The 21,544-nt window shown below is 71.9% G+C and carries 17 protein-coding genes; 5 read left to right on the top strand and 12 right to left on the bottom strand.

Annotation, left to right across the window (positions count from 1 at the left end; genetic code table 11):
- Positions 1-117 precede the first annotated feature (117 nt).
- Positions 118-753: a TerC family protein gene (locus ACVBD7_RS11260; protein WP_458097572.1), complete on the top strand. Its 636-nt coding sequence runs from the start codon at positions 118-120 to the stop codon at positions 751-753.
- A gap of 10 nt (positions 754-763) precedes the next feature.
- Positions 764-1,411 (top strand): hypothetical protein, encoded by a 648-nt coding sequence (locus ACVBD7_RS11255; RefSeq protein ID WP_458097571.1) that lies wholly within the window; start codon positions 764-766, stop codon positions 1,409-1,411.
- Positions 1,412-1,738: 327 nt separating this feature from the next.
- On the opposite strand, the gene ACVBD7_RS11250 is transcribed toward ACVBD7_RS11255, so the two are convergent.
- From ACVBD7_RS11250 to ACVBD7_RS11215, 8 genes are all read right to left on the bottom strand, one after another.
- A complete protein-coding gene (locus ACVBD7_RS11250) occupies positions 1,739-2,806 on the bottom strand; it encodes a S1C family serine protease (RefSeq protein WP_458097570.1) in 1,068 nt (355 codons plus the stop codon).
- Between the two features lie 81 nt (positions 2,807-2,887).
- Positions 2,888-3,679: a RadC family protein gene (radC, locus tag ACVBD7_RS11245; RefSeq protein WP_458097569.1), complete on the bottom strand. Its 792-nt coding sequence runs from the start codon at positions 3,677-3,679 to the stop codon at positions 2,888-2,890.
- Between the two features lie 134 nt (positions 3,680-3,813).
- Entirely contained in the window at positions 3,814-4,464 is a 651-nt protein-coding gene (locus ACVBD7_RS11240) for a carbonic anhydrase (protein ID WP_458097568.1), read from the bottom strand.
- The gene (gene map, locus ACVBD7_RS11235) at positions 4,461-5,279 is read right to left on the bottom strand and encodes a type I methionyl aminopeptidase (RefSeq protein ID WP_458097567.1); all 819 of its coding nucleotides are present in this window, start codon (positions 5,277-5,279) and stop codon (positions 4,461-4,463) included. The genes ACVBD7_RS11240 and map overlap by 4 nt, the downstream gene beginning before the upstream one ends.
- A 149-nt stretch (positions 5,280-5,428) precedes the next feature.
- Complete coding sequence (locus ACVBD7_RS11230) at positions 5,429-5,761, bottom strand: DUF3325 domain-containing protein (RefSeq protein WP_458097566.1); 333 nt, start codon at positions 5,759-5,761, stop codon at positions 5,429-5,431.
- Positions 5,758-7,317: a PepSY-associated TM helix domain-containing protein gene (locus ACVBD7_RS11225; RefSeq protein ID WP_458097565.1), complete on the bottom strand. Its 1,560-nt coding sequence runs from the start codon at positions 7,315-7,317 to the stop codon at positions 5,758-5,760. The genes ACVBD7_RS11230 and ACVBD7_RS11225 overlap by 4 nt, the downstream gene beginning before the upstream one ends.
- Before the next feature lie 13 nt (positions 7,318-7,330).
- The gene (locus ACVBD7_RS11220) at positions 7,331-7,672 is read right to left on the bottom strand and encodes a DUF3649 domain-containing protein (protein ID WP_458097564.1); all 342 of its coding nucleotides are present in this window, start codon (positions 7,670-7,672) and stop codon (positions 7,331-7,333) included.
- Between the two features lie 14 nt (positions 7,673-7,686).
- Positions 7,687-9,951 (bottom strand): TonB-dependent siderophore receptor, encoded by a 2,265-nt coding sequence (locus tag ACVBD7_RS11215; protein ID WP_458097563.1) that lies wholly within the window; start codon positions 9,949-9,951, stop codon positions 7,687-7,689.
- A gap of 219 nt (positions 9,952-10,170) precedes the next feature.
- Between ACVBD7_RS11215 and ACVBD7_RS11210 the strand changes: the two genes are divergently transcribed.
- Entirely contained in the window at positions 10,171-11,625 is a 1,455-nt protein-coding gene (locus ACVBD7_RS11210) for an MFS transporter (RefSeq protein WP_458097562.1), read from the top strand.
- 224 nt (positions 11,626-11,849) lie between these two features.
- On the opposite strand, the gene ACVBD7_RS11205 is transcribed toward ACVBD7_RS11210, so the two are convergent.
- Positions 11,850-12,836, bottom strand: coding sequence for a Bug family tripartite tricarboxylate transporter substrate binding protein (locus tag ACVBD7_RS11205; RefSeq protein ID WP_458097561.1), 987 nt, complete (start codon positions 12,834-12,836; stop codon positions 11,850-11,852).
- Between the two features lie 287 nt (positions 12,837-13,123).
- Complete coding sequence (locus ACVBD7_RS11200; protein ID WP_458097560.1) at positions 13,124-14,290, bottom strand: iron-containing alcohol dehydrogenase; 1,167 nt, start codon at positions 14,288-14,290, stop codon at positions 13,124-13,126.
- Between the two features lie 156 nt (positions 14,291-14,446).
- Here ACVBD7_RS11200 and ACVBD7_RS11195 point away from each other — a divergent pair, with 156 nt between their 5' ends.
- The gene (locus ACVBD7_RS11195; protein ID WP_458097559.1) at positions 14,447-15,100 is read left to right on the top strand and encodes a LysE family translocator; all 654 of its coding nucleotides are present in this window, start codon (positions 14,447-14,449) and stop codon (positions 15,098-15,100) included.
- Positions 15,101-15,321: 221 nt separating this feature from the next.
- Positions 15,322-20,421 (top strand): MG2 domain-containing protein, encoded by a 5,100-nt coding sequence (locus ACVBD7_RS11190; RefSeq protein ID WP_458097558.1) that lies wholly within the window; start codon positions 15,322-15,324, stop codon positions 20,419-20,421.
- A gap of 6 nt (positions 20,422-20,427) precedes the next feature.
- On the opposite strand, the gene ACVBD7_RS11185 is transcribed toward ACVBD7_RS11190, so the two are convergent.
- Positions 20,428-20,634, bottom strand: coding sequence for a hypothetical protein (locus ACVBD7_RS11185; RefSeq protein WP_458097557.1), 207 nt, complete (start codon positions 20,632-20,634; stop codon positions 20,428-20,430).
- Positions 20,635-20,753: 119 nt separating this feature from the next.
- A complete protein-coding gene (locus tag ACVBD7_RS11180; protein ID WP_458097556.1) occupies positions 20,754-21,518 on the bottom strand; it encodes a Crp/Fnr family transcriptional regulator in 765 nt (254 codons plus the stop codon).
- Positions 21,519-21,544: the final 26 nt, after the last annotated feature.

Raw genomic sequence — 21,544 nt, 5'->3', positions numbered from 1 at the left:
CTAGGTTCCGCGCGCGGGCGCGGTCCCGGGGCCTTGCCCGCGCCGCACCCGGATTTTCACGGGAAATCCAGGCCTTGTCCTCTCCGTTGCGGGATGGCGGCCTGAGCGGAGACGTTCATGGAATCGATCACTTCGGCATTGCCGGAACTGCTGCAGATCATGTGGCTCAACATTATCCTGTCCGGCGACAACGCGGTGGTGATCGGGCTTGCGGCGGCGGGGCTGCCGGAGAGCCAGCGGAACAAGGCGGTGATGTTCGGCATCATCGCGGCTGCGGTGCTGCGGATCATCTTCTCCGTCATCGCGCAGCAGCTTCTGGCGCTGTGGTGGATCGACATCGTGGGCGGTCTGGCCCTGCTCTACATCGCCATCAACTTCCTCATCGAGCTGCGCAAGGCCAAGCACGAGGAGGATGCCGAGGGGACGTCGCACCACGACAAGACGCTGATGGCGGCGCTCTGGCAGATCGTGATCGCCGACGTTTCCATGTCGCTCGACAACGTGCTGGCGGTGGCGGCTGTGGCCCGGGACAACCTGACGCTGCTGATCGTCGGCCTGGTGATTTCCATCGTCATGATGGGTCTTCTGGGCGGGCTGCTCGCGCGCGTGCTGGATCGGTACAAGTGGATCGCCTATCTGGGCGTGGCGCTGATCGGCTGGATCGGCGTGAAGCTGCTCTGGGAGGGGCTGATCATGGCGGACGCGACGCTGAACCTCGGGCTGGGGCTGCCGGCGCCCCATTCCACGCATTGAGGGCGCGGGCTTGAGCGCGGCCTTTCATGGGGCGACCCCCGGGGCTCTTCCCGAGGGGCGCTGCCTGCCGCAGGTGCGGCTGAAGGCCGGGCTGCTGGGGGCCGCACTGCTGGCTGCGGGCCTGCTGGCCGGCTGCGCTACCGAGCAGGCCGAGGCGCCGCAGGAGCGGCTGGCGGTTGATGCGATGCTGGCGCGGCTACCCGCGAACGCCGCGGGGTTCGACCGCGGCGTGGTGCAGGATGTGGCGCCGGGCGATGCGGGTGCCGGTAAGGTGGTGGAATACGTGACGCCGCGGCGCGTGGCCGTGGCCTATGTGTTCGTCTACGACCTGGGGCGGCCCACGATCACCCAGGCGGAACTGCCGGTTGAGGCCGAGCGGGCCTTTTCCGAGGCGACGGCGCTGCCGTCCGACCGGACGGGGCGGCAGCTCTCGATCGCATCGCGGACGCCGCTTTCGGTGCCGGGCGGGGATCTTTCCTGTGCGGCGCTGGAGGGAAGCTTCGGGCGCACGCGCGTGGAGCGGCAGGTTTGCGTGGGCGTGGTCGGTGGGCGGTTCCTGCGGGTGCAGGTGACCATGCCGGCCGGCGGCGGGCGCGCGGCGCCGGCGGATGCGCGGGCCTTCGCGGCCGAGGTGGCCGGAGCGGCGCGGCGGGGCTGAGAGGCTCCTCCTGCTGCCCGGCCTAATGAGTGGTTCGCTACTGTGCCGCTCTGAGAGTGGCCGCCAGGAAGTTTTACTTCCCGGATTTGGGGCGGCGGCGGGATTTTGCCTGCACCGGGGTGGCAGCGGCCACCCCGGACCGCTCGGCGGGTTTTCCTGACATTATGTGATTGCTGGGGTGCCTTCGGCTTTCAGCCGCGGGCACATGGCATGTCTGCTGTCACGGACGGGCGTGGACCCTCGCCGAACATCTAGGATGACAGGCGAAGGAAACTCGGCTTCCCGGTCCAGAGGAGGCAGCGCCTCCCCTGGGACCGCCCGCGCTGGCTAGCGCAGGCAGCGCAGGAAGAGCACCGAGGGATGGACCGTCTCGCCCACCTCGGCGGCGGTGCGAGCGCCGGGGGCGCTGGTGGCGGTGCGCGGGGTGACGCGCTGCTCGCGCAGGAAGGCGAGGGCTTCCTCGGTCTTCACCGCGAAGTTCACGTTCTGCGGGATGTCGCCGGTGCGCTGGGCGACGCGCTGGGCGTTCAGCTTGCTCGTGATGATACCCACCACGTTGCCGGCGAGATCCAGCAGCGGGCCGCCGGAGTTGCCGGGCTGCACCGGGGCGCTGATCTGGAAATGGGCGCGGTTGTCGGCGAGGCCGGCGAGGGCGGAAATGTCGCCCGTGGTCAGGGTAGGCCCGGAGGAGAGCATGCCCGCCAGCGGGAAGCCGTAGGTGACGACCGATTCGCCGCGGCGGATGGCGGGTTCGGCGCGGAAGGTGAGCGGGGGGCCGGCGGCCTCGCGCAGGTCGAGCAGGGCGAGGTCGCGGCGATTGTCGCGGGCGCGGACCGTGGCGGTGACCTCCCGGCCCTCGGCCGTGCGGGCGCGGACGGTCCGGCAATCCCGCACGACGTGGTCGTTGGTGAGGGCCTGGCGATCGGTGATGACGAAGCCGGTGCCGGTGGAGACCTCGCGGCCCGCGCCGGGGGGCGGGGCGTCGTTCGGGTCGAGCGGCGGCGGCTTGCCGGTGGGGGCGCCGGGGGTGGGCGGCGAGCCGGGCTGCACGCGCGATTCGGGGCGGGTTTCCGGGCGCGAGGGCGGGCCGGGGCGGCGCGGGGCCGGGTCCGGCATGTCGTGCAGCGGCGGGGGCTTGCCGGCGGGGTCGGGGGTGTCGCCGCCAGGGGCTGGCGTGGCGGGGGCTGGCGTGGCGGGGGCGGGCCTGGCCGGGGGCGCGGGCGCGGTGTTGCGTGGTGGCGGGGCAGGGACACGCGGGCGCGGCGGGGTGGGAGCGCCGGACTCGGCGGGCGGCGGCTTGTTCGGGTCGATGACCAGCTGCGCGCGGACAGATGCCGTGGGCACCAGTGCAGCGAGGGCGAGGACGGGGAGGAAGGCCGCGGAGGGGGCGCGCATAGTCGGAGGGTGGGGGTGCCGGGGCGGTCGGTCAATTGCCCGGATGCCTGTGACGCTGTCGGGACGGCAATGCAGCCGCGGCTAGAGCAGGCCTTCGCGGCGGAACGAGAGGTGGCGGCCGTTGCCGATGATGATGTGGTCATGCAGCGCGATGCCCAGCGTGTCCGCCGCACGGCGCATCTCGGTGGTCATTCCGATGTCGGCGGTGGAGGGGGTTGGATCGCCGCTCGGGTGGTTGTGGACGAGGATGATCGCGGTGGCGCCGAGCTCGAGGGCGCGCTTCACGACCTCCCGCGGGTAGACGGGGGTGTGGTTCACGGTGCCGCGGGACTGGGCTTCGTCGGCCAGGAGGCGGTTGCGGCTATCGAGGAAGAGGACACGAAATCCCTCGACCCTCTCATGGGCGAGGGCGGCGGTGAGATAGGCGAGGAGGCGTTCGCCATCGCCGAGGATGGGCTGTTCACGGGCTTCCTCGGCCAGGAGGCGGAGAGCGGCGGCGCGGGCGAGGCGGAGGGCGGCGATGGCGGCGTCGCCGATGCCCTCCACGGCGCGGAGTTCGGGCTCCGGGGCGGTGACGGTGCGGGCAAAGGTGCCGAAGCGGGCCATCAGGCGCTTCGCATGCGGCTTGGTGTCCACTCGTGGAAGGGCGAGGAAGAGGAGCATCTCCAGCAGCTCGTAATCCGCCAGAGCGTCGGGGCCGGCGCGCAGGAGCTTGTCGCGCAGGCGCTTGCGGTGGCCTTCGGGGCCGGGGGCGGGGCTCTCCGCGCCGGGCGGGGCCGGGTCGGCGGATCCGGCGGTGGCGGGCTTGCGGCGGGAGGTGGACGCGGTTTCGGGGGCGAGCAGCGCGGCGAAAAGCGGGCTTGCCTCCTGCATGCCGGGCCTCCGGGGCAAAGCTGTCCACCCTGAATCGTGAGCGGCGAGGATGGGGCGGGGCGGCGGGGTTTGTCCATCCGCCAAGGCCCCTCCGCCCGGGCAGGGTGGCCGAGCGGAGGGGCGATGCCGCTGGATCAGGCGAGCAGTGGGTCCGTGACGGGGGAGAAGGTGCCGGCCGGCTCGTCGAGCATGAGGAGGGCACCGTCGAAGACGGCGAAGTGGAGGCCGTGGAGGTGGAGCTCGCCCGCGGCCTCGCGCTCGGCGAGCCAGGGGAAGGTGCGGAGGTTGATCAGGGACTGGCGGATGGCGGCGTGCTCCATCGCTGTCTGGTCGTGGAGGGGATCCACGCCCTCGCAGGCGAGGCGCGTGGCGGGGGCAGCAATCTCCATCCACTGGGCGACGAAGTCGCCGCCGGTCGTGTCCTGGCCCTTGAGCGCGTTCTGCCGGAACACGTTGATGCCGCCGCATGAGGCATGGCCGCAGACGATGACGTGGTTGACCTTCAGCGTGCGCACCGCGAACTCGATCGCGGCGGAGGTGCCGTGATAGGCGCCGTCCGGCTGGTAGGGGGGGACGAGATTGGCGACGTTGCGCACGACAAGCATCTCGCCGGGATCTGCGTCGAAGACGACTTCGGGCGCGACACGGCTGTCGACGCAGGCGATCATCAGGATCTCGGGGTTCTGGCCCTTCTCGGCCAGGCGGGCGTAGTTCTCGCGCTCGCGCCGGAAGCGGGTATGGCGGAAGCCGCGATACCCTTCGATCAGCCGGGGCGGGAGGGTCATGCCCCGGCGGGAGCGGCGTAGGGCGGCTTGTGCAGGCCGGCGGGGGAGAGGGTGAAAACCTCGCAGCCCGTCTCGGTGACGCCGACCGTGTGCTCAAACTGGGCGGAGAGGGAGCGGTCCCGCGTGACCGCCGTCCAGCCGTCGTCGAGCACCTTCACCTCGGGGCGGCCGGCATTCACCATGGGTTCGATGGTGAAGAACATGCCGGGCTTCAGCGTCGGGCCTTCGCCGGGGCGGCCGAAATGCAGGATGTTCGGCGGCGCATGGAACTTGCGGCCGACGCCGTGGCCGCAGAAGTCCCGGACGACGGAGAAGCGGTGCTTTTCCACATAGGACTGGATGGCGTGGCCGATGTCGCCGAGCGTGTTGCCGGGCTTTGCGGCAGCGATGCCGCGCATCATGCTCTCGTAGGTCACGTCCATCAGCAGGCGCGCCTTGGTGGAGGGCGTGCCCGCCACGTACATGCGCGAGTTGTCGCCGTACCAGCCATCGAGCAGCGGGGTGACGTCGATGTTCAGTACGTCGCCCTCGACCAGCACGCGGTCGCCGGGGATGCCGTGGCAGACGACGTGGTTGATGCTGATGCAGGAGGACTTGGTGTAGCCGCGATAGCCGAGGGTGGCGGGCACCGCGCCGTTGTCCAGCATGAAGTCGTGGCAGAGCTGGTCGAGGGTGCCGGTGGTGACGCCGGGGCGGACATGGGGGGTGATCATGTCCAGGCACTCGGCGGCGAGGCGGCCGGCGCGGCGCATGCCTTCGAAGTCTTCCGGGCCGTGGAGGGGGATGCGGCGCGCTTCGCCGGCGGACTGGTCCATCTGGCGAAAATGCGCGCGCGATCCGGTCGTTGCAAGGCATGGCGGGGTTGCAGCCGGCGAAGGGCGGCGCTCGGGGAAGGCAGGCAGCTCCCGTGATTCCGTTTCGTCCGGTGTGTCGGGCGGCTCAGGGTGCAGTGTGGGCGGGGAGCTTAGGGAGCCTGGACCGCCAGCAAAGCGAGGGCGAGGGCGGGCAGCAGGGTGCCGAGGACGGGCACGGCGCGGGGTGCGTAGGGGATGAGCAGGACCAGCAGTCCGGCCGCGAGGGCCAGCAGCCCGCACCACAGCACCGGGCCGATGGCCCAGCCCTGCACCAGGATGCAGGGCACGAGCGAGAGGGGTAGCGCGCCCCAGCCGAGAAGGCGGAGCGCGCGTGTCCGGTGCGGGGGCAGCTTGCGGCCGAAGACGTCGCGCTGGTGGCGATCCATGGCAAGGCTGAGGGCGGTGAAGGCGCCGTAGGTGAGGCCGAAGGATGTGAGGATCACTCGGCCGCCTCCGGGCTGAGGGAGGCGGTGCGGCGGGGGCGGCGCGCGGGGGCGGGCTGGTGGCGGGCGAGGTACAGCGCGGCGAGGGCAAGGGCGGCGCCGAGGGCAGCGACGGTGAGGTCGAGCCCGGCGAGCACCCATTCGCCGGCCGGCAGGGTGATGCCGAGATGGGAGTGGGTGGTGAGCGCGTTCAGCACCGGCAGCGCGAGGCCGAGCACGCCCGCGAGGGCGAACTGCTCCACCCAGCCGCGACGGCTGCCCAGGCGGAGGACGGCGTGCAGGAGGCAGAGGGCCCAGATGATGAAGAAGCCATCCACCTCGGCATTGCCGCGATCGGGCGTGGTGACGGGCAGGAGGCGGTTGAGCCAAAGGAAGCCGGCCATGGCGACGGGGAGGCCGGCGACGGTGGCGAGATTCAGCACCTCGACCAGGCGCAGGCCGAAGCCGGCGCGGCCTGCCCTGGCGGCGGCCTGCCGTTCCTTGACCGCGTAGAGGACGAGGCCGGTGCCAACCATGGCGGTGCCGGCGAGGGCGAGCAGGAAGAAGATCGCGCGCAGGGCGGGGCCGGCGAAGCGGCCGAGATGCAGGCCGTACATCACGCCGCGGGTGGCCGTGGCGGCGGTGTCGCGTCCCTCCCGCCCGATGACGGCGCCGGTGGTGCCGCTGAAGGCGATGACGTCGCGCTCGACGGAAAGGCGGTCTTTCGGGCCGCGGGAGATCTCGATGCGGGCAGCGGCGTCGCCGGGATGGGTGACGGTGACGCGCTCGGGCGGGGCGCCCCAGAGGCGGGTTGCCTCACCGAGGAGGGGATCGAGCGGGACGAGGGATTCCGTGCGGCCGGCGGGGCGGCCGGGATCGGTGCGGCCGAAGAGCTCGGCGTTGAAGGCGCGGGTGTCGCCCTTGTAGGCCACCTGCGTGCCCCAGGGCATGAGCATCAGCATCAGCGTGACCAGCCCGGTATAGGTGATCATCAGGTGGTAGGGCAGGGCGAGGGTGGCGGTGACGGCATGGGCGTCTAGCCAGGAGCGCTGGCCCTTGCGCGGGCGGAAGGTGAAGAAGTCCGCGAAGATGCGGCGATGGGTGACGATGCCGCTGATGATGGCGACGAGCATCATCATCGCGCAGAAGCTGACGATCCAGCGGCCCCAGATCGGCGACATGTAGTGGAGCTGGAAATGCAGGCGGTAGAAGAACTCGCCGCCGCGTGTCTCACGCGCGGTGAGCGGCTCGCCGCTCGCGGGGTTCAGCACGGCCTGGCGGAAGCCGCGGCGGCCGGCGGTGGGATCGCGCCAGAAGGCTGACGCCGTGGGGTCGCGCTCGTCCGGAAGGGTGAGGGTGAAGCCGGTTGGGGCGATGCGGCTGAGATGGTCCACCATCGGCTGCACGGAGTGCAGGCCGGGCGGGACGGCATGCGCCTCGGGGCGCATCCAAAGGGTGATTTCCGGGCGGAAGTAGCTGGCTGTGCCGGTGAGGAAAACGGCGAAGAGGATCCAGCCGGCGAGAAGGCCCGACCAGGTGTGGAGCCAGGCCATGGACTGGCGGAAGCCGGTTTTCATCGGAGCCCTCTCGTCACGGAAGGGGGTGCCCCGTGCTGTGCCACTGGCCGAGCATGGCGATGGCGGCGAGGAGGATGGCGGTGGCGGCGATGCCGGCCCAGGCGCGGGCGGCGCTGGACGCGGCGAAGACCCAGACGACCGCGCCGGCATAGACGGCGAAGCTGACCATCATGCCAGTGAGCACCGCGTCCGCGCGATCAAGCGGCAGGGTGGTGGTGAGCGCGAGGGCCGAGAGGGCGGCGAGGGCGTAGCCGCCGCCGATGGCGGCGAGCGCGCGCAGGGCGATGCCGGCGGCCCGCGCTAGGTCGGGGCGCTTCGCCTGCCGCGTGCCCGCCGGGGTGCGCGCCGCCGTCATCCCGGCCCTTTCCCTCAGAACCTGTAGCGCAGGGTGCCGGTGACGGTGCGGCCGTTGCCGTACCAGCACCAGCTGTAGCCGAAGCAGGAGGTGAGGTAGCGCTTGTCCTCGATGTTCTGGAAGTTCACCGCGGCGCTCAGCCCTTGCAGGTTCGGCGTGAGCTGGCCGAGGTCGTAGCGGATGGCGGCGTCGAGCAGAGTGTAGCCCGCCACCTTAAGCGTGTTGGCGTTGTCGGCGTAGGTGCCGCCGACGTAGCGCACGCCGCCGCCGAGCGTCAGGCCGCGGGCGGGGGTGTTCTCCTGGAAGGCGTAGTCGAGCCAGGCGGTCGCTGTCTGGGTTGGGATGCCCTGCGGGCGCTTGCCGTCGATGGGGATGGTCGGGCCGTTGGGCACGCCCTGGATGTTGAGGTTCACCGTCTCCAGGCCGTTGTCGTTCCGGCGGCGCGGGTTGAGGAGGGCGTAGGAGGTGGTGAAGCTCAGCCCCGTCATCAGCTCGCCCTTCGCCTCGACCTCGAAGCCGCGGGAGCGCACCTGGCCTTCCTGGATGCTGAAGAGAGGATATTGCGGATCCCGCGTGGCGAGGTTTTCCTGCAGCAGGTCGAAGGCGGCGAAGGAGAGCAGGGTCTTCGTGCCGGGCGGCTGGTAGTGGAAGCCGATCTCGTACTGGCGGCCGGTGGTGGGCTCGAAGATGGTGGAGCCGCGCTGCGGAGCGGTGGTGCCGTTCAGCGGCTGGAAGGATTCGCTGTAGCTGACATACGGCGAGAAGCCGGAGTCGAACTGGTAGAGCAGGGCGGCGCGGCCGGTGAAGGCGGTGTCGTTGCGATCGGTCGTCGTCGTGCGGCGGGTGGCGAGGACGGTGGCTTCCGAGTGCGTGTCCGCCCAGTCGTGCCGGCCGCCGAGCAGGAGGTGCAGGCGGCCGAAGCGGATCTGGTCCTGCAGGTAGACGCCGTACTGGTTTTGGCTGCCCGAGGAGTAGCTGGTGAAGGGCGCGTAGGGGAGGTTCTGAAGGTAGTAGGTGGGGCGGAAGATGTTCAGCGACGGGCCGGTGCCGCTGTAGCTGTAGGTGTCCGTCAGAGTGCGCTGCAGGTCGAAGCCGGCGAGGACGGTGTGCGAGAGGGGGCCGGTGTTGAAGCGGGAGACGAGCTGGTTGTCGATCGTGAAAGCATCGACGTCGACATCGGTGCCGATGGTGGCGCGGCCTGTCGTCGTGAAATCGCGTGAGACAATGCCTGTGTTGTAGAGCGAGCGGTACTCGCCCTGGGTATGCAGGTAGCGCGCGTTCTGGCGGAAGGTGAAGGCGTCGCTGAAGCGGTGCTCGAGGGCGTAGCCGATCGAGTACTGCTCGCGGTTCGAGCGCTCGTAGTTCGGGTCGCCGTCGTAGAAGTTGCGGGGGATGCGGCCGTTCGGGTTGGGCAGCAGCGTGCCGTAGACGGGGTTGGAGCCGTAGGAGCCGCTCTCGGGATCCTTCTGGTAGGCGCCAAGGATGGTGAGAGTGGTGTTGCTCGTCGGGCGCCAGGTGAGCGAGGGCGCGATGAAGTAGTGGCGTTCCCTGACCTGATCGATCTGTGAATCCGAGGTGTAGTAGGAGCCGGTGATGCGGCCGAGGAACTCGCGGTTGGCGTCCAGTGCGCCGCTCATGTCGAAGCCGATGCGGGCCTGCTCGTAGGAGCCACCCTGGAGGAGGAACTCGCGGAAGGGCGTGTCGGTCGGGCGCTTGCTGACGAGGTTGACGAGGCCGCCGGGCGTGGACTGGCCGTAGAGGACGGAGGCGGGACCGCGGATGACCTCCACGCGCTCGAGCCGGTAAGGGTCGATGCTCGGGTTGGCGTCGCGGCCGCCCTGGAGGCGGAGGCCGTCGAGGTAGCGCTCGGGCTGGAAGCCGCGGATGGTGAACTGGTCGAGGCGGACGGCGGTGGCGCCGCGCTGATCGGCCGCGACGCCGGCGGTGTAGCGCAGCACTTGGTTGAGGTTCTGGGCGGCGCGGGCCTCGAAGTCGTCACGGGTGACGACGGAGACGGATTGCGGGGTCTCGAGGATGGGAGTGTCGGTTTTGGTGCCGGTGCCGGCGACCTCAGCGACGAAGCCGGAGACGGGATCGGTCGAGCGCTGGTGGCCGGCGGTGACGGAGACCTCGGGGACCTGGACGGCCGCCTCCTGGGCTTGGGCCTCGGCGGCGGGGAGCTGGAGGGCGACGACGCCGAGGGCCCCGAGGCTGGCAAGGCCGAGGCGCCGGCGGGCGCGCGATCGTGCACCGGCGGGCGGGAGACGGCGAGCACTCATGAGCGATGGTGTCCTTAGAGCGATAGTAAGAATCGTTCGCAGAAGGGGGATCGCTGATGTTGCGAATTTTTGCAAGTGCAGTCGGGCCGGCGATTCTGGCCGTCGCAACGTGCTGCGGTGCGGTAGCCCGGCTCGGGGCGGATCGGCAAGGCTGGTCCGGGGCTTCGCGCGGGCGGGTGGCGGGCGCATCCTGCGGGCCGGATGATGGGCGGAGGTGGCGTGTCGGGCTCGGGGTTGGATGCGGCGGAGGGGGTGGCGGGCGCGCCGGGGCCAGTGCCGACGCCGCCGGGAAATGCGCGGCTGACGGCGGTGATCGTGGCTTCCGCGCTGATCATGCAGAACCTGGATTCGAGCGTGATCGCGACGGCGCTGCCGGCGATGGCGCGGGACCTGGGGACGGAGCCGCTGCATCTCTCGGCGGCGATTACCTCCTACCTCGTGGCACTGACGGTGTTCATCCCGCTCTCCGGCTGGGTGGCGGACCGGTTCGGGGCAAAGCGGGTGTTCATGGTCGCCATTGCGGTTTTCGCCTTCGCCTCGGCGCTGTGCGGGCTGGCGGGCGGGCTGGGGTCGCTGGTGGCCGCGCGGGTGCTGCAGGGGCTGGGCGGCGCGATGATGGTGCCGGTCGCGCGGCTGCTGCTGATGCGGCAGGTGCGGCCGGAGGAGATCGTGCGGGCGACGACCTGGCTCACGATGCCGGGGTTGCTGGGGCCGATCCTCGGGCCGCCGCTGGGCGGGTTTCTGACCGACACGGTGTCGTGGCGGGCGGTGTTCTGGATCAACCTGCCGGTGGCCGCGATCGGGCTGCTGGCGGTGTGGCGCTTCATCCCGGCTTCCCGCGAGGCGCCGCCGCCGCGGCTGGACCTGGTGGGGGTGGGGCTGATCGGCGGGGCGCTGGCGATGCTGATGTTCGGGGCGGAGACGGTGGGGCGCGGGGTATTGCCGGGCTGGGTGCCGGTGCTGGCGCTGCTCGTGGGCGGCGGGTTGGGGTGGCTGGCGCTGCGCTGGGTGCGGCGGGCGCCGAACCCGGCGGTGGACCTCTCGCTGTTCTCGCTGCCTGCGTTCCGGATCGGGGTGGCGTCCGGCGCGCTGTTCCGGATCGGGGCGGGGGCGTCGCCTTTCCTGCTGCCACTGTTCCTGCAGCTGGGGTTCGGGGCGTCGGCGACGGTTTCGGGGCTGGTGACGCTGGCGACGGCGCTGGGGGCGTTTGCCATGAAGCCGATGACGAGCCTGGCGCTGCGGCGCTTCGGATTCCGGCAGGTGCTGACCTGGAACACGGTGGTGGTGTCCGCGACTTTCCTGGTCTGTGCGATGTTCAATCCGGCCTGGCCGTTATGGGCGGTGTTCCTTGTACTGGCAGTGGCGGGGCTGGCGCGGAGCCTGCAGTTCACGGCGTCCAACGCGCTGTCCTATGTGGACGTGCCGCCGACCAAGCTTTCCGCGGCCACATCCATCGCGGCGACGGCACAGCAGCTGTTCATGGCGCTCGGCGTAACCTGGGGGGCGTCATGGCTGGCGGCTTCGGCCGCGCTGGCCGGGCGGGCGCAGCCGGGCGTGGCTGATTTTGCGGTGGCGTTCCTGGGGGCTGCCATTCCGCCGTTGCTGGCGGCGCCGATCGCGGCGCGGCTGGCTGCGGATGCGGGGGCGAAGGCATCGGGGCATCGGATCCGATAGCGCCTTCCGGTCGCCGCAGGGCTGTTCGTTGCGCCCCGGGGCAGAGACGAAATGGTCGTTCTGCATCGGGCGGTGCGGGGTGCTCGGACCACGGCAATCCAGCTCTTCGTCCGGCGGTGCGGGTCAGGCTGCCGAGAGGTTCCGCAAGAACCCAGTTCCGCATCCCGCGCAGGCACTCGGAACTGGCGAGAAAGTTGGGGGGAGGACTCCTTCTCCCCCGGCCTTCAGTTGATCGTCACCTTCGCCTCGGCAATCAGCCGCCGGAGCATGTCGCGTTGGCCCTCGAGCCACGAGGCGAAATCAGCGGAGGGGCTGGCGAGGAGGACGGCGCCGGTTGGGTCGAGGCGGGCGATGACGGCCGGGTCTCGGGCGGCTTCGGCAACGGCTGATTGCATGCGGGCGATGATGGTGGCGGGGGTGCCGGTGGCGGCGAAGAGGCCGGACCAGTCGTCCATATCGAAGCCGGGGAGGCCGCTCTCGGCGAGGGTGGGGATGTCCGGATAAGCGGTGGCGCGGCGGGCGCTGGTGAGGGCAAGGATGCGGGCCTTCCCGGATTGCACGGGCGCGCGGATGGAGGAGGTGGTGATGATCACCGCGTCCAGCACGCCGGCGGTGATATCGCGGGCGGCGTCGGCGCCGCCGCGATAGGGGGTGTGGACGAGGCGGATGCCTGCCTCCCGCTGGAGCTGTTCGCCGGCGAGATGGGCCATGCCGCCGGTGGGGGGCGTACCGTAGCTGATGGTGTTGGGCTCGGCCTTCGCCTTGGCGATGAACTCCTGGATCGTGAGCGCGGGGAAGTCCTGGCGGACGGCGAGGACCTGGGGGAAAGCGTTGAGCTGGGTGACCGGCGTGAAGGATGCGCGGTATTCGAAAGGTAGTTCGCGCATCAGCAGCGGGTTGGTGATGTGGTTCGCGGCATCGACCAGGAAGGTGTAGCCGTCCCGCGGGGCACCGAGGACGGCGTTGGCGGCGATGAGGGAGTTGCCGCCCGTTCGGTTCTCGATGACGACGGTCTGGCCGAGAGGTTCGCCCACCTTGGCGCCCAGGGCGCGGGCGATGGTGTCGACGGCGCCGCCGGGAGCGTAGGGGACGATCCAACGCAGGGGGCGGTTGGGCCAGTCGGGCGCGGCCGGGCTTTGCGCGGCGGCGGCGCGGGCGAGGGCAGGTGCCGCGAGGACGCCGAGAAGCAGGCGCCGGGTGGGCTGGGGCATGGGCGTTTCCTGTTCCGGCGCGTGGTCGCGCCTGGCGGGCGCCTGGAGCGCCGCGTTCGTTTCGTGGGGAGCGTGGGACGCGCGGGGATGGCTGTCCAGGGCCGGGGCACAGGGCGATGGCCCGCCCGATGCAGGCTGGCCGGTTCGTTCAGGTGGCGTTCCGTCGCGGCGCCAACGAGCAAGCGCATGCGTGCCTGGCCGACCATGCCGAGCGGCAGCAGCCTAGCGCTGATGCCCATGCGTCGCAGCGCTTCACCGGTCGAGCCCGGGCCCGTTCGGCGCGCGCGTCAGCCGGCGTGGGATTCGGTGAGGATGGCCAGGTAGTCGGCTTCCGTGGCGGTGCGCGGGTTGGTGAGGTGGTGGTGGTCGCACATTGCCGCCTGACCGATTGCGGGAAGGATGGCGGCGGGGACGCCCATGGCGGCGAGGGTGGTGGGCAGGCCGATGCGGGCGGTGAGCGCGGCGATGGCGGCGGCGACGGAGGGACCATCTCCGGGGACGCCGAGCACGGCGCCGAGGCGGGCGATGCGGTCGGGCACCGCGGGGGCGTTGAAGCGCAGCACGGCGGGCAGCAGCACGGCGTTCAACGTGCCGTGGTGCAGCAGCGGCTCGGGCAGGCCGCCGAGCGGGTGGGAAAGGGCGTGGACGGCGCCGAGGCCCTTCTGAAAGGCGAGCGCGCCCTGCATGGAGGCGAGCATCATCTCCCGCCGCGCGGTGCGGTCGGCGCCGTCGCGGACGGCGGCTTCGAGATGGGCCCAGGCGCGGGAGAGGCCGTCGAGGGCGATGGCATCGGCGACGGGGTTGTCGCGCGGGGAAAGGAAGGTTTCGACGCAGTGGGTGAGGGCGTCCATGCCCGTGCCGGCAGTGAGGCCGGGGGGCAGGCCGAGGGTGAGGTCGGGGTCCAGGATGGCGGCGCGGGGGATAAGGTGGGGGCTGCCGATGGAGACCTTACGACCGTCATCCAGCACGATGAGGGCGCCTCGGCTGACCTCGCTGCCCGTGCCTGCGGTGGTGGGGATGGCGATGGTGGGCGCGGCTGCCGGGGTGATGCGGGCGAGGCCGCCTTCGATCACGGCGTAGGGGGCCAGCGGCCCCTCGGGATGGGTGGTGGCGACGGCGACGGCCTTGGCGAGATCGAGGGGCGAACCACCGCCGAGGCCGATGAGGCCGTCAGCCTTGTGGGCGCGGTAGGCGGCGGCGGCGGCGCGGGCATCGGCCTCCGTGGGGTTCTGGCGCGTGCCGTCGAAGATCGCGGCTTCCATCCCGGCGGGGAGGGCGGCCTGGAGGCGCGTGAGGAGGCCGGCGGCGACGATTCCGGCATCGGTGACGATCAGCGGGCGGGTGATGCCGGCGAGGGCGAGTTCCTCGGAGAGGGCGGAGAGGGCGGAGAGGGCGCCCCCTGAAAGAATGCCGGGGGCGAAGCGGGCGCGGGTGACGTAGTTGATGAGGCTCATGCGCGTGTCGCTCCCGTTTCCCGCGCACGGTTGGCCCGGCGCGGGGCGGGACCGTGCCGGAAGCGGGGCGGGAATTCGAGGGGGGCGGGCCGGAAGAGGGGATGGGTGCTGGCGCGAGCCTTGGGGTGGGGGAGGGAAGGCGATACGATCGTCGGCATGCCTGACCTTGCCCAATTCGCCCTGTTCCTTGCCGCCGCGCTCGTCCTGGCGGTCACGCCCGGGCCGGGCATCTTCTATGTCGCGGCGCGAACCCTGTCGGGCGGGCGCGGGGAGGGGATCGCATCCAGCCTCGGCACCGGACTGGGCGGGATGGTGCATGTGTTGGCGGGGAGCCTGGGTGTCTCGGCGATCGTGCTGGCGAGTGCGGAGCTGTTCACGGCGTTGAAGCTGCTGGGCGCGGCGTATCTCGTCTGGATCGGAATGCGGACGATCTGGACGGCGCGGCGGGACGCGGCGGCGGCGTTGGGCGGTGTCGGGAGCGTGCCCGTGGGGACGCGGCGGGCCTTCCGCGAAGGGGTGATGGTGGAGGCGCTGAACCCGAAGACGGCGGCCTTCTTCCTCGCCTTCGTGCCGCAGTTCGTGGATCCGGGTGCGGGGCAGGTGGCTCTGCAGTTCGTGGTGCTCGGGATTGCTTCGGTGGTTCTCAACACGCTTGTGGATGTGGGCGTGGCGATCGGGGCCGCGCGCATCCGTTCGGGTGCGGCGGCGCGCCCGCATCTGATCCGCCGGCTGCGCGAGGGGTCGGGGGCGGCGATGATCGCGCTCGGCGTCGGCCTCGCCCTCGCGCGGCGGCCGCAATCGGCGGGGTAGGTTCGGCGACTGGGCGCGCGGCGTTTCAGCTGAACGGATGATATCCGCGTGACATGACGCGGTGCGGCTGCAAGGGGCGGCGGACCCCTGTGGGACTCCCCTGCGGTTGTGCCAAGCTGGGTGCCGGGAAACGAACCGGTCCAGACATCATGCGCCTTCTCCGCCTTTCCGCGCTTGCCGCCATGTTGATGGGGGCCACGCCGCTCGGGTCCGGAGGCGCCTTGGCTCAAGGCTTCGAGCTGCCGGGGTTGTCCGCCGAGGGTGGGCGGTACGAGCAGACGCTGACGCGGCGGTTCCCGGCCGGGGGCACGCCGGCGCAGCGCACGGCAGCGGAAACGCGCGCGGCGCAGGCGGAGGGGCGGCGGGACTGGCCGGCGGCGGCGGCGGCCTGGGAGGAGCGGCTGGGAATGGGGGCCGCCCGGCCGGAGATGTGGCTCTCGCTGGCGCGTGCGCAGATGGCGAGGAGCCCGGCCGATCCGACCAAGGCACTGCAGGCGGCGCAGCGGAACTTTGACCTGGTGGCGGCGGGGGAGCCGGAGGTTCCGTCGCTGCGGCTGATGGCGGATGCGCTGCGGGCACAGGGACGCTGGCCGCAGGTGATCCAGGTGCTGGAGGCGGTAGCGGAGCGGCTGCCGAATGATGCCTCCGTTCGCGTGGCCTTGAACGATGCACGGCGCGAGGCGGGGCTGATGCTGCGGCGGGTGCGGGTGGAGCCGGAGGCAGAGCCGGCGCGGGCCTGCATGAGCTTCACCGTGGCGCCGCGTGCGGCCGGCAACTGGCAGCCCGAGGACTGGGTTCGGGCGGAACCGGCGCTGCCGGGATTGGCAGTGCAGCGCGAGGGCGAGGAGCTCTGCGTGGCCGGGCTGCCCTGGGGGCGGAAGACGCGCCTGGTGTTGCGGGCCGGGTTGCCGGGCGAGGGCGGTGCGAATCTGCGCGCCGATCTTCCCGTCGAGGTCGCGATGCCGGACCGGGCGGCGCGGCTGGCCTTCGACCAGCGGGCCTTCATCCTGCCGCGCGGGGCGCCGCCGCGGGTTTCGATCGGCTCGATGAACGTCGAGACGCTGCATCTGCGGCTGGTGCGGGTGAGCGAGCGAAACCTGGTGCCGATGACCACGACGGCCCGGCTGGGCGAGGTGATCGACGGCTATGTGGCGGAGGACATCCCGGAGAGCCGGGGGCGCGTGGTGTGGGAGGGCAAGGCTGATGTACCGCGGTACCAGCGCAATGCGATGCAGCGGACGGTGCTGCCGCTGCCGGATGCGCTGACGGGCTCCGGCCCCGGTCTGTTCGTGCTGCTGGCCCGCGACGCGGCCGACGGCGCGCGGACGCAGGACACAGCGGCGCTGCCGATCATGGCGACCGATCTGGGGTTGACCGCCTGGCGCGGGACTGAGGGCGTTGCGGTACAGGCGCGCGGGCTGGGCGATGCGCGGCCGAAGGCGGGCGTTCGCGTGGCGCTGATGGCGCGCAACAACGACGTGCTGGCGGAAGCCGTGACCGGGGATGACGGCCTGGCGCGGTTCGGTGGGCCGTTGCTGCGGGGCGAGGGGCCGGTGGCGCCGGTCGCACTACACGCGCAGCTGGACGACGATCTCGTGGCGCTGGACCTGGAAGCGGCGTCTTTTGACCTCTCCGATCGCGGGGTGACGGGGCGGGCGTTTCCGGGGCCGGTGGATGCCTTCCTATGGCTGGATCGCGGGATCTACCGGCCGGGGGAGCAGATCCGGCTCTCTGTGCTGCCGCGGAATGCCGCGGGCGGCGTGCTGGACCTGCCGATCCGGCTGCGGCTGCGCAGGCCCAACGGGCAGGTGGCGGCGGAGGCGGTGCCGAAGCGGGGGCCGGAGGGGGTGGTGCTGTGGTCGCCGCAGCTCTCGGCGGGCGCACCGGTCGGGGGATGGACGATCGAGGCGCTGATCGATCCGGCGCAGCCACCGATCGGGACGATCTCCTTCCAGGTGGATGCCTTCGTGCCGGAGCGGCTGGAGGTGACGGCCGGGCCGGCGCCGGGGCCGCTGACGGTGGGCACGCCGCTGTCGCTGCCGGTCGAGGCGCGGTTTCTTTACGGGGCGCCGGGGGCGGGGCTGACGGGTTCGGCCGAGATGCGGCTGGCGATTGACCCCGAGCCCTTCGAGGGCGCGGCGCGCGAGGCCTGGCGCGGCTGGCGCTTCGGCTTGGCGGAGGAGCCCTTCGATGGCGGGCTGCAGACGATCGACATTCCCGCCGCGGGGCCGGACGGGCGCGGAGCGGTGGAGCTGACCCTGCCGAACCTGCCCGATACCTCCCGCCCCCTGCGGGCGGATGTGGTGGTGACAATGGCGGAGCCGGGCGGACGGGGCAGCAAGGCGGTGGCGACGGTGCCGGTGCGCTCGGCCCAGCCCTTTGTCGCGCTGCGGCCGGCCTTCCGCGATGGCAGCGTGGATGACGGGGCGGAGGCGGCGATCGAGGCGGCGCTGATTTCGCCGACCGGCGAGGCGGTCTCGGGGCGGCTGCGGGCGCGGCTGGTGCGGGAGCGGGCGACCTGGAAAATGGCCGTGCTGGAGGGGCGTGCGCGCTACCAGACGGTTTGGGTGGATGAGCCCGTGGACACGGCGGAGCTGACGGTGGCGCCGGGACGGCCCGGGCGCTTCGCGCGGCGGGTCGGGTTCGGGCGCTACCGGCTGGAGGTGACGCAGGAGGGCGGGATGGGGATCGCGACGATCCGCTTCCGCTCGGGCTGGACGGGGTCCGAGGATCCGGCGGTGCCGGACAAGGTGGATGTGGCGGCCGACCGGCAGAGCTATTCGGCCGGGCAGACGGCGCGGCTGCGGGTGACGCCGCCCTTCGCCGGGCGGGCGAGCGTGGCGGTGCTGACGGACCGCGTGCTGTCGGTGCGCGAGGTGGATGTTCCGGCGGGCGGAGCCGAGGTGGAGGTGCCCGTCGATGCGGGCTGGGGGCCGGGCGCCTGGGTGGCGGTCACGGTGTTCCGGCCGGGTGAGGCGCCGGTTCCGGGTGGCACTTCCACGCCGCGGCGGGCGATCGGGCTGGGCTGGGTTGGGCTGGACCCCGCGGCGCGGCGGCTGGAGGTCGCGGTGGAGGGCGAGCCGCTGCTGCGGCCGCGGCAGCGGGTGGAGATCCCGGTGCGCGTCGGCAATGCGGGCGGGGCGGCGTATCTGACGCTGGCTGCGGTGGATGAGGGCATCCTGCGGCTGACGCGCTTCAACACGCCCGATCCGGCGGCGCATTTCCTGGGGCGGCGGAAGTTGGGGCTGGATATTCGCGACGATTACGGGCGGCTGATCGCGCCCGCCGAGGGCGAGGCGACGCTGCTGCGGCAGGGTGGCGACGACGACGCGGATACGGCAGGGGTGCAGCCGCCGCAGCGGATCGTGGCGCTGTTCTCCGGCGTGGTGAATGTCGGCGCGGATGGGCGGGCGGTGGTGCCCCTGGAGCTGCCGGAGTTCAACGGCGAGCTGCGGCTCATGGCGGTGGCCTGGTCGGGGGATCGGGTGGGCTCTGGCTCGCGCGCCGTGACGGTGCGGGACCCGGTGGTGGCGGAGGCGCTGCTGCCGCGCTTCCTGGCACCGGGCGACGAGGCGCGGCTGCCCGTGCTGCTGCACAACCTGGACCTGCCCTCGGGCGGGGTGCGGGCCGCGGTCACCGTGGAGGGGCCGCTCTCGGTGGAGGGCGGCGGGTCGCTGGGGGGCGATCTGGCGCAGGGGCAGCGCGTGCTGCCGACGGCGACCTTGCGCGTGACGGGCGCTGGCGAGGGCGTGGTGCGCGTGTCGGTGACCGGGCCCGGCGGGTACTCGGCCCAGCATGAGAGCCGGATCACGCTGCGCTCGCCGCGACCGCTGGCACGGGAGGTTGTCGTGTCCTCCCTCACGCCGGGGGCGGCGGCGCCGGTGGGGACGGATCTGCAGCGCTTCTATCCGGGAACGGTGTCGGTTCGCGGCACTTGGGGCCAGCCGGTGCGCTACGACCCGGCCGCGCTGATGCGCGTGAATGTCGATTTCCCCTTTGCCTGCGGGGAGCAGGCGGCGAGCCGGCTGCTGGCGCTGGTCGGGTTCGAGTCGGCGCCCGAGCGGGACGAGGGGATGCAGCGCTCGGTGGCGCAGCTTCTCGACAAGCAGCGCTTCGACGGGAGCCTGGGTCTGTGGTCGGCCAATGGGCCGGCGGACCGGTTCGTGACCTCTTACGGCGCCGAGGCGCTGCTGCGCGCGCGGGCGGCGGGGGTGACGGTGCCGGACGCGCCGCTGGATGCGCTGCTGAAGAGCATCCGGGAGGATGCCGACACCTCCGTTTATGAGGAACCGCTGGACAAGGCGGTGCAGGCCTACCGGATGCATGTGCTGGCCATGGCCGGGCGCGGGCTGCCCGGTGCGGCGCGTCGGCTGTTCGAGGTGCTGGAGGGGCTGCCGACGCCGCTGTCCAAGGCACAGCTCGGCGCGGCCTTCGCGCGGATGGGCGACCGGGCGCGGGCGGAGGAGGCCTTCGCGGCCGCGCTCGCGGCGCCGGCGCGGCGCGCCTGGCACGAGGATTACGGGAGCGTGGTACGCGACCAGCTGGCGGTGACGCTGCTGCTGAAGGAGAGCGGCATCCTGGCCGGGCGGTTGCCCGAGCTGGTGACGCGGCTGCCGGGGGCGGAGCTGACGCCGGAGGCGGCCTCGACGCAGGAGGCAGCCTGGGGGGTGATGCTGGCCTCCTCGCTCGGGCGCGACGGGCGGCCGGTGCGGATCGCGGTCGGCGGGCGCGAGCTGACGGCGGCGCCGGTCGTTTCCGCCGTGCTGGCGGGGCCGGGTGCGGCGGCCGGGACCGGCAATGTGGAGGTGCGGAACCGGGGTGACCGGGCCGTGCCACAAGCAGTTTCCGTCAGCGGCCTGCCGGTGCAGGCGCCGGGGGCAGGGCGTTTGGGGGTGCGGATCGTGCGCCGCTTCTTCAACACGGATGGGACGCCCGTGAATCTCGATACGATCAGGCAGAACCAGGTCTTCCTGATGCAGGTCGAGGCGCGGGCCGAGACCGGGGAGACGCATCGCGCGATGGTGCAGCAGGGACTGCCGGCGGGGTGGGAGATCGTTGGGCGGTTCGGCGAGGGCGAGGTGGCCGGGATGGCCTTCCTCGGCGAGCTGAGCGCGGCCGAGGCTTTCCCGGCGCTGGACGACCGCTTCGCTGCGGCGGTGACGCTGACGCCGGAGACGGCGGTGGTGCGCTATGCCGTGCGGGTCCGTGCGGTGACGGCAGGGCGCTTCGAGCTGCCGGGGGCGGAGGTTCGGGACATGTACCGGCCGACGGTCTTCGCCCGGCAGAATCCCGGGCGGGTGGCGGTGGCGCCCGCGCCGTGAGGCCCTTCAGGCCGGCGCGGCGCCCACCTGGGCGCCGGGTCCGGCCGGATCGGGTGGCTGTGGCGGGGCATCCGGAGCGATGCGCCACGGCCTGATCTCGCCATTCAAGCGCTCGATGCGGTGCGGGCGACCGCGGGCGAGGAAGAGCACGTCCCCGGTGGTGAATTCGAGGGTGGTTTCGGCGCAGTGGAGCAGGCCGTAGCCGATGATCACGACGTAGACGATGTCGGACAGGCCGGGATCGTCGGGCGGCTCGCCGGATTTGCCGGTCGGCCGCTTCGGTCAGGTTGATGGGGGTGGGGGCAGGAGACGGCACGGCTGCGGGCAGCTGCTCAGAGCAAGCCTTTGAGTCGCTGGCCGGCATCGCTGCCGGGCTCGGCCCTGGCGCGGTCGAAGTGCAGGTAGTTGGCTCCGAAGTTGGCGGCGGCGCGCAGGCCTGCGGGGTCGGTCACGGTCCACATCCTGCCGCGGATGGCGATCAATCCCTCTTCGCGCAGGCGCTGCAGCATGCGGTTCACATGGACGGGGGTGAGGCCGGTCGCGTCAGCAAGGTCCGACTGGGTAATCGGGAACTCGAACTCCTCCTCCTCGATCACGCCGACGGCGCGCATGCGGAGCAGGATCTCGTAGATGAGGAAGGCGATGCGGGCATAGGCGTCCCGCCGTCCCTCATCGATGACGCGTTCGCGCAGGATGCCCAGGTCTTGCAGGGTGCTCCACCAGAAGGCCAGCGCGATGCCCGGGCGGTTAAGCAGCAGGTCCTTCATGATTTCGCCGGAGATCGAGGCGATGACGCTGGGCGAGATGGCGGCGATGCTGTGGTCCATCTCCTTCAGGATGAAAATTTCAGCGTCGCAAGGGTCGCCGGGGACGAGGAAGGCCATGATCTGGCGGGTGCCGTTCTCGAGCAGCTTGTAGCGGCAGGCGAGGCCGGAGATGACGATGTGGATGTCGGGGGAGTGCTCGCCCTCGCGGATGATGTCCTCGCGCGCGGCGTAGCTGCGGCGACGGCGGCCGGTGACGTCCTCCAGGATGCGGCGGTCCTCGTCCGACAGGGGGCGGTACTGCTCCATGCGGCGGATCATCGGGTTGTTCACGTCGCTTCATCCTCGCTTTCCGTGCT

This window comes from Roseomonas sp. WA12, assembly GCF_054165765.1.
Note: the sequence above shows the minus strand (reverse complement) of the source record. Positions and strands in the feature narration are given on the sequence as shown.

What these genes read in the sequence shown, in the direction of transcription:
- radC (WP_458097569.1), bottom strand. Translation starts at nt 3,679, where the DNA reads ATGCAGGAGGCAAGCCCGCTTTTCGCCGCGCTGCTCGCCCCCGAAACC.
- ACVBD7_RS11240 (WP_458097568.1), bottom strand. Translation starts at nt 4,464, where the DNA reads ATGACCCTCCCGCCCCGGCTGATCGAAGGGTATCGCGGCTTCCGCCAT.
- ACVBD7_RS11225 (WP_458097565.1), bottom strand. Translation starts at nt 7,317, where the DNA reads ATGAAAACCGGCTTCCGCCAGTCCATGGCCTGGCTCCACACCTGGTCG.
- ACVBD7_RS11215 (WP_458097563.1), bottom strand. Translation starts at nt 9,951, where the DNA reads ATGAGTGCTCGCCGTCTCCCGCCCGCCGGTGCACGATCGCGCGCCCGC.
- ACVBD7_RS11250 (WP_458097570.1), bottom strand. Translation starts at nt 2,806, where the DNA reads ATGCGCGCCCCCTCCGCGGCCTTCCTCCCCGTCCTCGCCCTCGCTGCA.
- ACVBD7_RS11205 (WP_458097561.1), bottom strand. Translation starts at nt 12,836, where the DNA reads ATGCCCCAGCCCACCCGGCGCCTGCTTCTCGGCGTCCTCGCGGCACCT.
- ACVBD7_RS11260 (WP_458097572.1), top strand. Translation starts at nt 118, where the DNA reads ATGGAATCGATCACTTCGGCATTGCCGGAACTGCTGCAGATCATGTGG.
- ACVBD7_RS11200 (WP_458097560.1), bottom strand. Translation starts at nt 14,290, where the DNA reads ATGAGCCTCATCAACTACGTCACCCGCGCCCGCTTCGCCCCCGGCATT.
- map (WP_458097567.1), bottom strand. Translation starts at nt 5,279, where the DNA reads ATGGACCAGTCCGCCGGCGAAGCGCGCCGCATCCCCCTCCACGGCCCG.
- ACVBD7_RS11195 (WP_458097559.1), top strand. Translation starts at nt 14,447, where the DNA reads ATGCCTGACCTTGCCCAATTCGCCCTGTTCCTTGCCGCCGCGCTCGTC.
- ACVBD7_RS11220 (WP_458097564.1), bottom strand. Translation starts at nt 7,672, where the DNA reads ATGACGGCGGCGCGCACCCCGGCGGGCACGCGGCAGGCGAAGCGCCCC.